Genomic DNA, 14,077 nt, shown 5'->3' with positions numbered 1-14,077 from the left:
AGAAGAGCAATGCTGATCTTTATGGAATATCCGATTTAAATTTTATTAAAGTCTAGTTAGAAGTAACTACTCTTTTAACGCCAAATATCTTTGATACCGCTTTTAATACTATGGCTTTCTGAAATACAGAACTTACCATTCCACCAATCATAGAAACGGGAGACAAAGCTTCCTTGGTATGATGAATATTAATCTTCACCTCTTCCTTATCAATTTCATTTTGAAGCTTTAAAATCTTCAAATCTCTATCTATTTCTTCAAATGAGGTATATTGTTTCATACTAAAGGTTAATCGTTAAAGAAAGTTTTCGAAGATTTTAAAAGAACGATCTTCTCTATCTTTTTCTTTCCAAAAATTCGGAATAGAATAAATATCAAGGCATAAAAACCACCCATAATATAATATCCATAGCTCAGATGTCCTAAAGCCTCTCCTATACTAATCGCAACGGCTATTGATAAAAATGAAACTACCAATAAGCATACAAAACAAATGATCATAAGATTGATTAGGAAAATAGCCCCTTTCATAACCTTTTTATAAAGGTCTAACTTATAATAATCGGCACTGCTCTTGGCTAGTTCCCGAACATTATCATTTAAATTATTAATACTATTGGTTAGTTTTTCAAATGCCATACGCTTAAACTACTGCTTGATTTGGAGTATTAGAGCTAGTCTCAGATTTTACATCTTTCTGTAATTTAGCATTTTGCTTTCTAAGATCCTCTAATTTAGATTCCATTGCAGATAATATCTCGTCTGCTTTGTAACTAGCAGAAGATAGAGTTTCTTCTAAACGTGTTTCAAAATCGTATCTCGCTTTTTTAGCTTTACTAGATAAGTTTGAAGAAGTCTCTTTATACTTTTGGTTGAATTGATCTTGAGCTTTTTTAGACTCTTTTGTAATTTTTTTACGTGTTTTATCACCACTTTCTGGTGCATATAACAATCCAACAGCTGCTCCAATAGCGGCTCCGGTTACCAATGCAAGTAAAGTACTTCCTGTATTTGCCATAATATTTGATCTTTTTTTAGTTAATTATCTTACAAAATTAACTTAAACCTAAAGAAATCGTTGTTAATAACCGGTTAATATCTAAACTTTCTTTCCTAAAGTATTCTTAAATAGTCCTGCATTATTTAGATTAATCTTTCTTAGTCCAAGAATCTTTAAGTGTAACTGTTCTATTAAATATCAATTTTTCCACTGCTGAATCTTTATCTACGCAGAAATAACCTATTCTTTGAAATTGGAACTTATCTGAAACTGATGCATTTCTTAAACTCGGTTCAACATAACCAGTAATGGTTGTTAACGAATCTGGGTTAATGAAGTCTAGATAATCCTTTTCTTTATCTGCATCTGGAGCCTCTACTGTAAACAGTCTGTCATACAACCTTATTTCTGCTTTTAAAGCGTGCTTAGCAGAAACCCAGTGTAGCGTTCCTTTAACCTTTCTTAGAGATTCTTCACTCCCACTTCCACTTTTGCTTTTAGGATCATAGGTACAGTGAATTTCGGTAATATTTCCTTCCGCATCCTTAACAACACTTTCCCCTTTAATAATGTAAGCACTCTTAAGTCTTACTTCTTTTCCGAGGGTTAGCCTGAAGAATTTACGATTTGCTTCTTCTTTAAAATCTTCCCGTTCTATATAAAGTTCTTTTGAAAAAGGAATTTCTCTTGTTCCTGCACTTTCATCCTCAGGATTATTTTCAGTTTCTAGTAATTCTTCTTTTCCATCTTCATAATTGGTAATAACCAATTTTACCGGATCTAAAACACCCATAACTCTAGGTGCATGCTTATTAAGGTCTTCTCTTATGCAGAATTCTAATAAAGACACATCTATTATATTCTCACGCTTAGCAATTCCAATTGTATCTGCAAATTTTCTAATTGAAGAAGGCGTATAACCTCTTCTTCTTAAACCAGAAATTGTTGGCATTCTAGGATCATTCCAAGAGTTTACGATACCTTTCTCAACCAGTTGTAATAATTTACGCTTACTCACCACGGTATGACTAAGGTTTCTACGCGCAAATTCGCGTTGTTTTGGCTTAAGCTTAGCTTGGGTATCTATTTTCTCTAAAAACCAGTTATAAAGCTCTCTATGCATTACGAACTCTAGTGTACAAAAAGAATGAGATATACTTTCTATAAAATCACTTTCTCCATGTGCCCAATCATACATTGGATAGATCTTCCAATTTTCTCCTGTTCTGTGGTGCTTCTTGTGTAAACTACGGTACATAATAGGATCTCTCATAAGCATATTAGTAGAAGCCATATCTATTTTGGCTCTCAAAACATGCGCTCCTTCTACGGTTTCCCCGTTTTTCATCTTTTCGAATAGATCAAGATTTTCTTCTACAGAACGATCTCTATAAGGACTATTCTTACCAACAGTAGTTGGAGTTCCCTTTTGTTCTGCAATTTCAACAGAAGTCTGACTGTCTACATAAGCCTGACCATTTTTGATCATCACTACAGACCAATCATACAGTTGTTGAAAATAGTCTGATGCATAGCATTCATTTTCCCATTTATATCCTAACCAAAGAACATCTTCTTTAATAGCATCTACGTATTCTTGCTCTTCTTTGGTAGGGTTGGTATCATCAAATCTTAAATTTACAGGTGCGTTATAACGTTCCCCTAATCCAAAATTTAAACAAATAGAGGAAGCATGACCAATATGCAGGTATCCATTAGGTTCTGGTGGAAATCTAAATTTCAATTCCTCTCGGGAGTAATCATTCTTAAGATCTTCTTCTATAATTTGCTCAATAAAATTGAGTGATTTTTTTACTTCTGCCATAATATCTTTAAAAAAATAATAGACAAAGTTATCAAAATTAGAGGTGGTAATAGTATTTTATAAAAGATAAGAAGCCTTAATTTCGAGTTATAAGCACAGAAATGACTTTTGAATACGGAAGATTGAACTTTTACAAGCTTAATTTTGGTAAAAGGAAGGTTAAAAATGAATATATAGTCTAATATTTGTGGTTTAAAATAACATTTATAAAAATTATTTTGGGAAGTATTAAATTAAAAAATATCAAGGTTTTTTCCTACCACGGATGCCTTGAAGAAGAGAGCAAAATAGGAAGTGATTATAGAGTAGATCTTTCTATAAAAGGAGATCTTTCAAGATCTGCGGAAACAGATTTATTAGCAGATACTATTGATTATGTGCATCTTAATAAAATAGTAAAAGAAGAAATGGCTATAAGATCTAAATTATTAGAAAATGTTGCAGAACGTATTTTAGCAAGAGTACTAAATGAGTTGGAGCTTGTAAAAAAGGCTAAGGTACATGTATCTAAAATTAACCCTCCTATAGGTGGAAATGTAAGTATGGTAACAGTAACTAGAAGCAAATCGAGATAGATTGTTAGGAAACACAAAAATTTTATTACATTTGCCATCCAAAATTATGGCATCGTGGCCGAGTGGCTAGGCAGAGGTCTGCAAAACCTTGTACAGCGGTTCGAATCCGCTCGATGCCTCCAAAAAGCTTCCTTTAAATAGGGAGCTTTTTTTATTTCAACCCTTTTGCAAATAGAAATATCCTATTTGGAATCTTTATCTAGGTCAAAAACAATTTCTCCTGGCTGTATAAGATCAATTCTATCTTGAAGATTTTCAATCCTTTTAGGAAAAACTCCCCTACTTATAAGAATAGCTCCAAAAATTATCATTATAATACTTATCCCTCTCTTCATTCTAAAGATTCTGGAAGGTGTAAGTTTTCTATTTAATTTCTTCGCTAATAATATTTTAAGAATATCAAAGAATAAATAAGTTAATAGAACAGTACTAAAGAATACTACAATTCTATTCGTTTCCATATTAAGGGTTGGACCAAATACAATTATTAAACCTAGCCAAAAACCAAGAACCCCAATATTTATGAAGTTCAATAAAAATCCTTTGGCTGCTAAGCCAAAATAATCGCCTCTCCCGAGCTTTCTTACCTCTGGCGACTCTTCATCATGAGGAATAGATTTCTTTGTCTGTATAAAGGTCATAACCCCATAGGTGGCCAAGATCATACCTCCAAAAATAAAAAGTGCCGGATCGTCTTTTAAACTAGCCAGCAACTTAGAAGTACTTAGATAAGCTATGAACAGGAATATTATATCTGCCAATATAACTCCCAGATCTAAAGATATTGCCGCTCTAAAGCCTTTAATGGCAGCGGTTTCAAGCAATACAAAAAATACCGGACCTAAAAGGAACGCTAGAAAAAATCCTAGGGGTATGGCAGCCAAAACATCTTGAAACATACAAAAATGTTATTTTCACAAAGGTAAGATTTTACTTTATCTTTTTAATTGTACCTCCAAATGTGGTTTTTTTATCTAATTTTTCAGGTTTTCCATATACATATATAGTTCCTCCTGCTGTTACCGTAGCTTTTACATATTTCTTTGCATACACATTGGCTTTTCCACCTGCACTAAGACTTATATCTACCGTTTCACCAATAAGGTTTTCACCTTTGAAATCTCCAGAAGCTTTTAGATCTATTATTTGATCTATAGCAGTTCCTATAATTACTAAATTACCACCAGTTATAGATCTTGCTATGAAATTCTCTACTTCAATATTTGCATAGATATCAGAACCTTCAGCAGATTTAAATTCTATTATTGGTTGAAATATCTTTCCACAAAGTTCTACATCTGCATTTTGTCTGGCCTCTACACGTAGTAATTGTTTGTAATATATATTAACGATGGTATTATCTTCATTCCAGATATGATTCAAAGATGTTTGAACCTTTATAACTCCATCTTTTTGGTTAATTTCAACCTTATCTCTACTATTCCCAGAGATAATAGCTTTATTTTCTTCACTTTTTATAAGATTCACTTTAAGTCCATTAGATACTTCAATTTCTGTAAAATTATCTAGATCTATACTTATTTCTTGTGCGTAACCAGTAATCCCCGCAAGGATAAATAGGGTAAAAATTATGTTTTTCATTTTATATTAGCAATGCTCTTTATTTTTCTACTTCTTCTTTACTTCCAACCAAATTAAAATCTAAATGTCTTTTAACCAGATCAGCATTTTTTACATTCACATACACTTCATCACCCAACTGATATTTCTTACCTGTTTTACGGCCAATGATAGCATATTGTTCTTCATCAAATTCATAGTGATCATCGCTAATGTCCCGTAATCTCACCATTCCTTCACATTTATTTTCTTCAATCTCTACATAGATTCCCCACTCTGTAACTCCGGAGATCACTCCTAAGAAATTTTCATCCTGGTGATCTATCATGAATTTTACCTGCATGAATTTAATAGAATCTCTTTCTGCACTAGTTGCAAGACTTTCCATTTCACTACTATGGTGACATTTTTCTTCATACTCTTCTTCTGGAGCAGAAGCTTTTTCATCTAAATAACGCTGCAATAATCTATGCGTCATTACATCCGGATATCTTCTAATTGGAGAAGTAAAATGTGAGTAATAATCAAACGCCAGACCATAATGACCAATATTCTCTGTACTGTAATATGCCTTACTCATGGTTCTAATGGTAAGTGTATCTACCATATTCTGCTCTTTAGATCCTTGAACAGAAGAAAGAAGATTATTTAGCGAATTATTGATAGATTTCTTGTCTTTAAGATCTAATTTATATCCAAATTTTGCAATTACGGTTTGCAATGAGTTCAATTTAGATTCATCTGGCTCATCATGACATCTGTATACAAATGTCTTTTTGGGCTTCTGTTTTCCTATAAATTCTGCAACTTTTCTATTGGCAAGTAACATGAATTCTTCAATAAGCTTATTAGCTTCTTTAGACGTTTTAAAGAAAACACCAACTGGTTCACTTTTTTCGTTCAATTCAAATTTAACTTCAACCTTATCAAAAGATATAGCGCCTTCTCTCATTCTTCTGCCTCTCATTACCACAGCAAGATCATTAAGTGTGGTTACAGCATGTACGATCTCATCGTTAACACTGTAAGCTTTATCTTGAATAGAGATCTCTTCAGGAATATTTCCTTCTTTAGTTTCTATGATATGCTGCGCTTCCTCATAAGCAAAACGAGCATCAGACAAGGTAACCGTTCTACCAAACCACTGGTTCACCACATGTGCCTTTTTATCGATCTCAAAAATGGCCGAAAAAGTATATTTTTCTTCATTTGGACGTAAAGAACAGGCATTGTTAGAGAGTATCTCTGGCAACATAGGTACTACTCTATCTACCAAATATACAGAAGTAGCGCGTTGATATGCTTCATCATCTAAGACAGTACCTGGTTGTAAATAATGAGAAACATCTGCAATATGAATTCCAATTTCATAATTACCATTCTCTAAAATTCTAAAACTCAAAGCATCATCAAAATCTTTAGCATCTTTTGGATCTATAGTAAACGTTAGTACGTCTCTTAGATCCTTACGCTTTTTAATTTCTTCTGATTGAATAGATGTATCAATATTATTTGCAAAATCTTCTACCTCTTTCTCAAATTCATGAGGCAATCCATATTGCGCTAAAATGGAATGAATTTCTGTATTATGTTCTCCCGGTTTTCCTAAAACTTCTTTGATGGTTCCAAAAGGAGAATCTGCTTTTTCTGGCCATTCTTCTAAAGTTACCACAACCTTATCTCCATCCTGAGCATCTTTCATTTTATTCTTCTGAACAAAAATATCTGTATACATTTTTGGATCCTGAATAGCTACAAAACCAAACGTTTTCTGCATCTGAAGTACTCCAACAAAATCTGTACGCTTTCTCTTTAAGATCTTAACGATCTCTCCTTCAGATTTTTTATTCCTTCTTTTATTATAAATGTAAATTTCCACTTCATCACCATTCAATGCTTTATTCAATGAATTAGCAGGGATAAAAACATCATCTTCCAGCTCTTCTACTACCACATAACCAAAACCTTTAGTGGTCATATCCAGCACACCTTTATAATAATCTAAATTGGCAACAATCTTAAATTTTCCTCTGTCTTCTTCTTGAATTTGCTTTTTAGCAGCAAGCTGTGCTAAACTTCTAATAATCTTATTTCTAGAACTTGGATCGTCAACACCAAGTTTTGCAGCAATCTGTTTATAATTAAAGGTAGTATCCGGAGATTTTCTAAGAATATCTATAATGCTCTTAGACATACTTCCTTGATTCTTGGATCCTTCCTTCTTTCTATTATTTTTCTTCATAAATTTTAATAAAGCATAAAATTACAGTTAATATGTGACTTGAGATTATATAGGGAATAAAGTTTTGTTAAGCTAAAGCTCACTTTTTATTCAAAAAATTGTTCTTTGATAAATTGATTAACAATCACTTAGCTAAAAATAAAAACTAGAAAAGTGTAATTTTTCTTAATATTTTCTTAATTTTAAAGTAACACGTTATAAATTAGATCCCCTCATCTTTATTATAATTAAACTATTGAGGATGAGTCAATCTACAAGAATATCGCTTCTCTTTCTCTTAATATTCCTACTAGGTATTATAGGAACTATCACTCTTGTTCAAAAGAGTTTAAATAAGAAACATTTGGTTAATAATACCATGGTAGATTCTAATTTTTAAAAGTTCCATAGCTAAGAATATTAAAGATCTATATCTATGAGGTCTTTATTTATAAGCGTTTCAAAGTTATCTTTAAGACAATTTCAGTTTTAATAATAAAATTCTATTTTTTTTAAATCTTCAGTTTGGATGAACTGTAAGTCTAAGATTCTAAGCAGAGTTGTTAACACCTATTATTATATTTCCTTTTTTTCTTTTTATTAAAAATTAAAACTGATGTCTATTATTGTCTGTTAATTTGTAGCATAAGTTTATTGAAAAATAGTTGCATTTATCGTTACCAACATTCTAAATAGAGTTGTTAACAAAACTATAAAGCTTTAACTACCTGATACTGTTCTAGATTTAATATTTACTTAACAAAAGTTAATAATTGAAAAGGATTTTAGATTCTTAAAAAATATTCAGTTTTGAGATGTTCACAATCCAATTTTTAATGGTGATAACTTCTCTACAAATTCTATAGTTATAATTAGGGATAACGATAAATATTTCTCTATTCCAAAAATTAATCAATAATCCAAATTTCGTTGTTAGATTCTCACCAAAGGTTATCCACAATTTGGGTGATTTATTAAGTGCTTAAAAACTAAGTATCTGCAAATAGTAATTAACAATGGAAATAACTTTAGTTAACAAGCCATTTTTTACCTTTGCTTAACCTTAAAAACAAAAATTATGAAAATTTCTATTGGTAATGATCATGCCGGAACCGAGTATAAACAGGCAGTTGTGGCTTTTTTAGAAGCTAAAGGTATTGAAGTTATTAACTATGGTACTAATTCTGAAGAAAGCGTGGACTATCCAGATTTTGTACATCCTGTAGCTACAGATGTAGAAAATGAAAAAGTAGATCTAGGAATCATTATCTGTGGAAGTGGAAATGGCGCTTCTATGACTGCTAATAAACACCAAGGTGTAAGAGCAGCTTTATGTTGGACTAATGAAATTGCAAAATTAGCCCGTCAACATAACGATGCTAATATTTTAGGAATTCCTGCCAGATATGTTTCTCAAACCCAGGCTATAGATATGGTAGATACTTTTTTAAACACAACTTTTGAAGGCGGACGTCATCAAAACAGAGTAGCTAAAATACCAGTTTAAATGGGGCATTCTCACGATCACTCGCATGCTCATCCTGAGGTTAAAGGTAAGAACCTGTTAATATCTATAGGGCTAAATATTCTTATTACCATAGCTCAAATTATTGGTGGTTTCTTAAGCGGTAGTTTATCTTTATTATCTGATGCACTACATAATTTAAGTGATGTGATCTCCCTTATAATTAGCTATGTTGCCAATAGATTATCCAAAAAAGACGCTTCACTAAATAAGACCTTTGGCTTTAAAAGAGCAGAAATAATTGCTGCCTTTGTGAATGCAGCAACTCTTATCATTGTTGCTGTTCTTTTAATGGTTGAAGCCGTAAAACGCTTTCAGGAACCTCAAGAGATCGCATCCGGATTGGTTATATGGCTGGCATTATTAGCTATTGCCGGAAATGGGTTTAGTGTTTTGATAATTAAAAAAGATAGCAAAGCCAACATGAATATGCGTTCTGCTTATCTGCATTTAATTACAGATATGATGGCTTCTGTAGCAGTACTGGTGGGTGGACTATTAATGAAATATTATGAGCTCTATTGGGTAGATAGTGTACTTACTTTTGCAATTGGTGTCTATCTAATTGTGGTAGGTTATGATCTTCTTAAATCTGCAACTCATGTACTAATGCTCTTTACACCTTCTGATATTGCCTTAGAAGATATTGCCAAAGGCATCTGCAAATTAGAAGAAGTAGACAATGTACACCATATTCATATTTGGCAATTAAATGATAAAGAGATTCATTTAGAAGCGCATGTAGATTTTAATAAAGATATATCAATTTCAGAATTTGATAAGATATTATCTAAAATTGAAGAAGTTACTTTTCATGATTTTGGAATTACCCATATAAATATACAGCCAGAATTTGGGAAATGCGATACCAAAGACTTGATAGTACAGGATTAATAAAATAGAAAAATGGAAATTAGAATAAAGGCCTTTAAAGAGCTTAGTATAGATGAATTATATGATCTATTGCAGTTAAGATCTGAAATTTTTGTGGTTGAACAAGATTGCGTATACCAAGATATTGATGGGAAAGACCAAAAAGCTTTGCATATTATAGGCTCCAAAGATGGTAGAATTGTAGCCTATACCCGTTGCTTTAACAGTGGAATCTTTTTTGAAGAAGCATCAATTGGAAGAGTGGTTGTTGCTAAAGATCAACGTAAATATGGACTAGGTCATGAAATTATGAAAGCTTCTTTAAAAGCAATTCAAGACCATTTTAAAACAGATTCTATTAAGCTTTCTGCACAACAATACCTCGTCAAATTCTATGAATCTCATGGTTTTAAAACTATAGGAGAAGGATATTTAGAAGACGGTATCCCACATATAGCAATGATAAGATCTTAATATTTTAAGATCTTATCATATTGCTGTTTATCGTTCAATACTTTTTTGGCTTCTAAAATTTCAGGATTGTAGAGTACATAATGATCATATAAACCTTCTTGATAGAAATATCTCTTGATAATTTCATCTGTTAATAAACTCGCAATTTCAGGTTTTTTATCCTCTAGTTCTACTTTTTTCTGAGCCTCAATTTCAGCTAGTAAAGAATTATATCCTTTTAATATATCCTGGTTAAAATCTTCTGCTTTAGCCGTCTTCATTGCTTTTGTTAGATCACGTTCTGTAGCGGTCTCATAATTAAAATCTGTTTTTTCTAAAAATGCCTTAAAGCTATTATAATCCTCATCTGTAAGTTGAAAACTTTCAGGATTCTCTAATTTATGAGCATAATAATATTGTGTGGCAAAGTCAAAAATTGCATCGCTGGCCAACAGAGCTTTGGTGATAGTGTTATATTCTGAAGATTTTAAAGTAACATCCGGTAAGATCCCTCCACCATCAAAAACGCTTCTCCCATTTCTGGTTTTAAATTCATTATAATCCTCGATTCTTGTTCTAATAGGATTTCCTTCTGCATCTCTGTCTCTATAATTTAATGCCTGAATACATCTTCCACTTGGAGTATAATATCTAGAAATAGTGAGTTTTAACTGTGTTCCATATGCCAGTTCTTTAGGTCTTTGCACCAAGCCTTTTCCAAAACTTCGGGCACCAATAATTACTGCTCTATCAAGATCTTGTAAAGATCCTGCCACGATCTCACTAGCAGAAGCGCTTCTACCATTAACAATTATTGCTAAGGGGATCTTTGTATTTATAGGTTCTTTAGGCGTATAATATTTGTTATTATATTTATCTATCACAGATCTTGTGGAGGTAATTAATTCTCCCTTATCCAGAAAAATATTGCTAACCAGAATAGCCTCTGCCAGCAATCCTCCCGGATTTCCTCTAAGGTCTAAGATTATTTTATCTGCACCCTGACTCTCGAGATCCTTCAATGCCTTTATCGTTTCCGCAGAAGCACGCTCATTAAATCTTGATAAAACTATGTATCCAGTATTATCTTCGAGAAGTTGATAATATGGAACAGCATTCAGTTCTACTAAGCCTCTGGTAATTTGAGTAGTTTCATTCTTACCTTGTCTATTATATTCTATGACGACTTTAGAATTTGGAGCTCCATTTAAAAGTTCTCCTGCATCATCTTTATAATCTGATACCGATAATCCTCCGATCTTAATTATTTCGTCTCCGGGCTTTAAACCGGCTTTATCTGCAGGATAATCCTTATAAGTTTCAATAATTGTAAATTTTCCATCTTTTATCTTTACAGTAGCTCCAATTCCTTGATATTCTCCGGCAGTATTCATTCTGGCTGCTTCTACATCCTGTTCATTCCAATAGTTAGTATAGGGATCTAGATCTGCAAGCATCGCTTTTATAGCCGTATCCATAAGTTCTGCAGGATTGGTTTCATCTACATAATTCATGTTCAGTTCCTTGAATAGCGTAGTGAAAATCTCCAACTGCTTGGCTATTTCAAAAAAGTCAGATTTAAAGGAAGAGGTAATAAAAAGTAAGCTTAACCCAAGAAAGGCAACTGCTGCTTTTTTAAGTTTTGGTATTTTCATGTAAAGATTCCCTTTGTATAAGCTTATTCATAATTTGAACAAAACATGCTGCCATCTGTTCACTATTTATCTTCTTAGGTGAAGTATAGATAAACATCAACGCGTATTTACCCTGCAAGTTGCTCTCAACAAGGTACTTATTTTTTCTGAATGCCTCACGCATAGATCTTTTTATACTATTTCGATCTACAGCCAGCTTATAAATTCTTTTGGGAACAGAAACGCCTGATTTAAAATGAAGATCCTGAGGATTTTTAAGCGGAAGATAAATGAGCTTTAATGGAAAATTTTTCAAAGATTTTCCTTCTGAAAATAAGCGATCTATCAATATTTTGCTTTTCAGTTTTTCTGAAGAAGGAAACTTTTCGTTCATTGAGTTCAATTGAAGGGGCTAAATTAAAAAAATCCGCTTTGGGAATTCCCAAAACGGATCTTTCTTTTTATTCTGAAGCTTTTAACTACTAAAACCTCTTTTATAATTCTTATTCTGCAGCTGCTGCTGGAAAGATATTATTAGATCTATCTACATCTGCCATAAATCCTGCAGCATCAATCTCTATCTTGCTGATCTCGCTTTTTGGCTTATTCAGTTTAAGGTCATAATTTCTTTGTGCCCAAGACCAGTTTTTTTCTACAGTTCTTTCCATTCCTTCTGCAGCTGGTTTTTCCCATTGCATCATACTTAGCGGAATGTAAATGTTTTCTGAAGTTCCATCGGTATAAGAAACCGTAACATCTAAAGGCATTGGCATAATTCCAACTCTTTCTAAGGTTGCTGTGGTAGCATTGTTCTCTTCAGAAATATTTTTAACAGCATAATCTATGGTATTGGTAGTATTTACCCAATCATTTAAATACCAGTTTAGCTCTGCACCAGAAACTTTTTCTGCAACTCTAATAAAGTCATTTGGAGATGGATGTTTAAATTTCCATTCATCATAATAACTATGCAATGTTTGTTGAAGATTTTCTTTCCCGATAATATATCCTAACTGAGATAAGAAAACACTTCCTTTTACATAAGATGCTATAGAATAAGCCATATTGTACTCATAACGATCTCCATGAGTAGATAATGCTTGTTCCTTTCCAGATTGTGCTAAATAATTATAAGTTCTATAAGATCCCTTATAAGGATTTTCAGAATTTTTACCTTCTAAACTTTGCTCTGCCTGTGTAGAGATATAGCTGGTAAAACCTTCGTCCATCCAAGGATGTTGAGATTCATTAGTTCCTAATAATTGCTGAAACCAAGAATGCGCAAATTCATGAGCAGTAGTTCCTAGAAGTCCGTCATAGTTTTCACCACCGGTTATTAGGGTACAATTTGCATACTCCATTCCACCATCTCCACCTTGAATTACAGAATATTGTTTCCAAGGGTATTCTCCTATATGCTCATTATAAAAAGCTAATAATTTAGCGGTTTCCGGTTGAATTTTCTTCCAATTCTCCTTCACTTTTGGATCATTCTTGTATAAAAAGTGAAGGGTTACTCCGCTTTCAGTTTTCATAGAATCGTGGATATATTCTGGATCTGCAGCCCAAGCAAAGTCATGAACTTTTTCTGCTTTAAAGTTCCAAGTAAGCTTATCTCCTTTGGCTCTTTTTACTTTAGTTCCTTCTTTTTCATACCCATATCCAATTTCATCTGCATTTTGAAGTACTCCTGTACCACCAAGAATATATTTTTTATCTATGCTGATGTTCACATCAAAATCTCCCCAAACTCCAAAGAATTCTCTGGCGATATAAGGATCTGCATGCCATCCTTCAAAATCATATTCTGCTAATTTAGGATACCATTGCGTCATAGAAAGCGCAACACCATCTGCATTGTTTCTTCCAGAACGACGAATTTGAACAGGTACTTGCCCCTTAAATTTCATCTTGAAGGTTGTAGATTTTCCAGGAGCAATTGGCTCTGCAAGAGAAACTTTAAGTATGGTTCCCTCCTCTTTATATTCTACCTTTTTACCGTCCTGATCTAAAGATTCTACTCTTAGATATCCAATTTCATTAGGCTTTAAAATACTAATTCTACTTTGATATTTAGGTTCTTCCTTAGTTCCTAAGTTATTCACCATTCTTCCATCTGGATCTGCAATGTCTTGCAATCTCATATCCATATCGCTTCCCGGTTGAAGAGCGTTAAAGAATAGGTGATAAAATACCTTTTTTAAAGTATCTGGAGAATTGTTAGTGTACTTAAGTTCTTGCGAACCTGTATATTGAAAATTATTAACGTTCATATCAATATCCATCTTATAATCAACATGTTGTTGCCAATAATTAGGATTTTCCTGAGCAGACATTGCCCCGCCCGTTAAAATTAAAATACTTAATATTAATTTCTTCATAGTTTATTT

14 protein-coding genes and 1 tRNA gene are annotated in these 14,077 nt (G+C 32.8%); 5 read left to right on the top strand and 10 right to left on the bottom strand.

Annotated elements, in window-relative coordinates; genetic code table 11:
- Positions 1-52: 52 nt before the first annotated feature.
- The 4 genes from P163_RS02230 to P163_RS02215 all read right to left on the bottom strand — a co-directional run bounded on the left by P163_RS02230 (position 53) and on the right by P163_RS02215 (position 2,825).
- The gene (locus P163_RS02230; RefSeq protein ID WP_034887166.1) at positions 53-280 is read right to left on the bottom strand and encodes a DUF6327 family protein; all 228 of its coding nucleotides are present in this window, start codon (positions 278-280) and stop codon (positions 53-55) included.
- Positions 281-288: 8 nt separating this feature from the next.
- The gene (locus tag P163_RS02225) at positions 289-639 is read right to left on the bottom strand and encodes a phage holin family protein (protein ID WP_034887164.1); all 351 of its coding nucleotides are present in this window, start codon (positions 637-639) and stop codon (positions 289-291) included.
- Between the two features lie 4 nt (positions 640-643).
- The gene (locus P163_RS02220) at positions 644-1,018 is read right to left on the bottom strand and encodes a YtxH domain-containing protein (protein ID WP_034887162.1); all 375 of its coding nucleotides are present in this window, start codon (positions 1,016-1,018) and stop codon (positions 644-646) included.
- Positions 1,019-1,148: 130 nt separating this feature from the next.
- Positions 1,149-2,825 (bottom strand): glutamine--tRNA ligase/YqeY domain fusion protein, encoded by a 1,677-nt coding sequence (locus P163_RS02215; RefSeq protein WP_034887160.1) that lies wholly within the window; start codon positions 2,823-2,825, stop codon positions 1,149-1,151.
- 218 nt (positions 2,826-3,043) lie between these two features.
- On the opposite strand from P163_RS02215, the gene folB reads away from it, so the two are divergent.
- Positions 3,044-3,400, top strand: coding sequence for a dihydroneopterin aldolase (gene folB, locus P163_RS02210; protein WP_034887158.1), 357 nt, complete (start codon positions 3,044-3,046; stop codon positions 3,398-3,400).
- Positions 3,401-3,448: 48 nt separating this feature from the next.
- Positions 3,449-3,522: transfer RNA gene (locus P163_RS02205), tRNA-Cys, on the top strand.
- 60 nt (positions 3,523-3,582) lie between these two features.
- On the opposite strand, the gene P163_RS02200 is transcribed toward P163_RS02205, so the two are convergent.
- The 3 genes from P163_RS02200 to rnr are packed head-to-tail and all read right to left on the bottom strand — an operon-like array spanning position 3,583 to position 7,223.
- Positions 3,583-4,299 (bottom strand): LysE family translocator, encoded by a 717-nt coding sequence (locus P163_RS02200; protein WP_034887157.1) that lies wholly within the window; start codon positions 4,297-4,299, stop codon positions 3,583-3,585.
- A 31-nt stretch (positions 4,300-4,330) separates the two neighbouring features.
- A complete protein-coding gene (locus P163_RS02195; protein WP_051931039.1) occupies positions 4,331-5,002 on the bottom strand; it encodes a head GIN domain-containing protein in 672 nt (223 codons plus the stop codon).
- Positions 5,003-5,021: 19 nt separating this feature from the next.
- Positions 5,022-7,223 (bottom strand): ribonuclease R, encoded by a 2,202-nt coding sequence (gene rnr, locus P163_RS02190; protein ID WP_034887154.1) that lies wholly within the window; start codon positions 7,221-7,223, stop codon positions 5,022-5,024.
- 1,057 nt (positions 7,224-8,280) lie between these two features.
- Between rnr and rpiB the strand changes: the two genes are divergently transcribed.
- Genes rpiB through P163_RS02175 form a run of 3 tightly spaced genes read left to right on the top strand, consistent with a single transcriptional unit; the run spans position 8,281 to position 10,074 of the window.
- Positions 8,281-8,709: a ribose 5-phosphate isomerase B gene (rpiB, locus tag P163_RS02185; protein ID WP_034887152.1), complete on the top strand. Its 429-nt coding sequence runs from the start codon at positions 8,281-8,283 to the stop codon at positions 8,707-8,709.
- Entirely contained in the window at positions 8,710-9,621 is a 912-nt protein-coding gene (locus tag P163_RS02180; RefSeq protein ID WP_034887150.1) for a cation diffusion facilitator family transporter, read from the top strand. It abuts the gene before it with no gap.
- 12 nt (positions 9,622-9,633) lie between these two features.
- A complete protein-coding gene (locus tag P163_RS02175) occupies positions 9,634-10,074 on the top strand; it encodes a GNAT family N-acetyltransferase (protein WP_034887147.1) in 441 nt (146 codons plus the stop codon).
- On the opposite strand, the gene P163_RS02170 is transcribed toward P163_RS02175, so the two are convergent.
- The 3 genes from P163_RS02170 to P163_RS02160 all read right to left on the bottom strand — a co-directional run bounded on the left by P163_RS02170 (position 10,071) and on the right by P163_RS02160 (position 14,068).
- Positions 10,071-11,708 carry a S41 family peptidase gene (locus tag P163_RS02170; RefSeq protein WP_034887144.1) on the bottom strand — a complete coding sequence of 546 codons (1,638 nt, stop codon included), beginning with the start codon at positions 11,706-11,708 and terminating at the stop codon, positions 10,071-10,073. The two genes, P163_RS02175 and P163_RS02170, sit on opposite strands and share 4 nt — an antisense overlap.
- Positions 11,689-12,081, bottom strand: a complete 393-nt coding sequence (gene rnpA / locus P163_RS02165; RefSeq protein WP_034887142.1) for a ribonuclease P protein component — start codon at positions 12,079-12,081, stop codon at positions 11,689-11,691. Before rnpA ends, P163_RS02170 begins: the two co-directional genes overlap by 20 nt.
- Positions 12,082-12,190: 109 nt before the next feature.
- A complete protein-coding gene (locus P163_RS02160) occupies positions 12,191-14,068 on the bottom strand; it encodes a M1 family metallopeptidase (protein ID WP_034887139.1) in 1,878 nt (625 codons plus the stop codon).
- Positions 14,069-14,077: the final 9 nt, after the last annotated feature.

The organism is Gillisia sp. Hel_I_29, assembly GCF_000744275.1.
Taxonomy (GTDB): domain Bacteria; phylum Bacteroidota; class Bacteroidia; order Flavobacteriales; family Flavobacteriaceae; genus Gillisia.
This window is presented reverse-complemented; position numbering and strand designations above follow the sequence as displayed.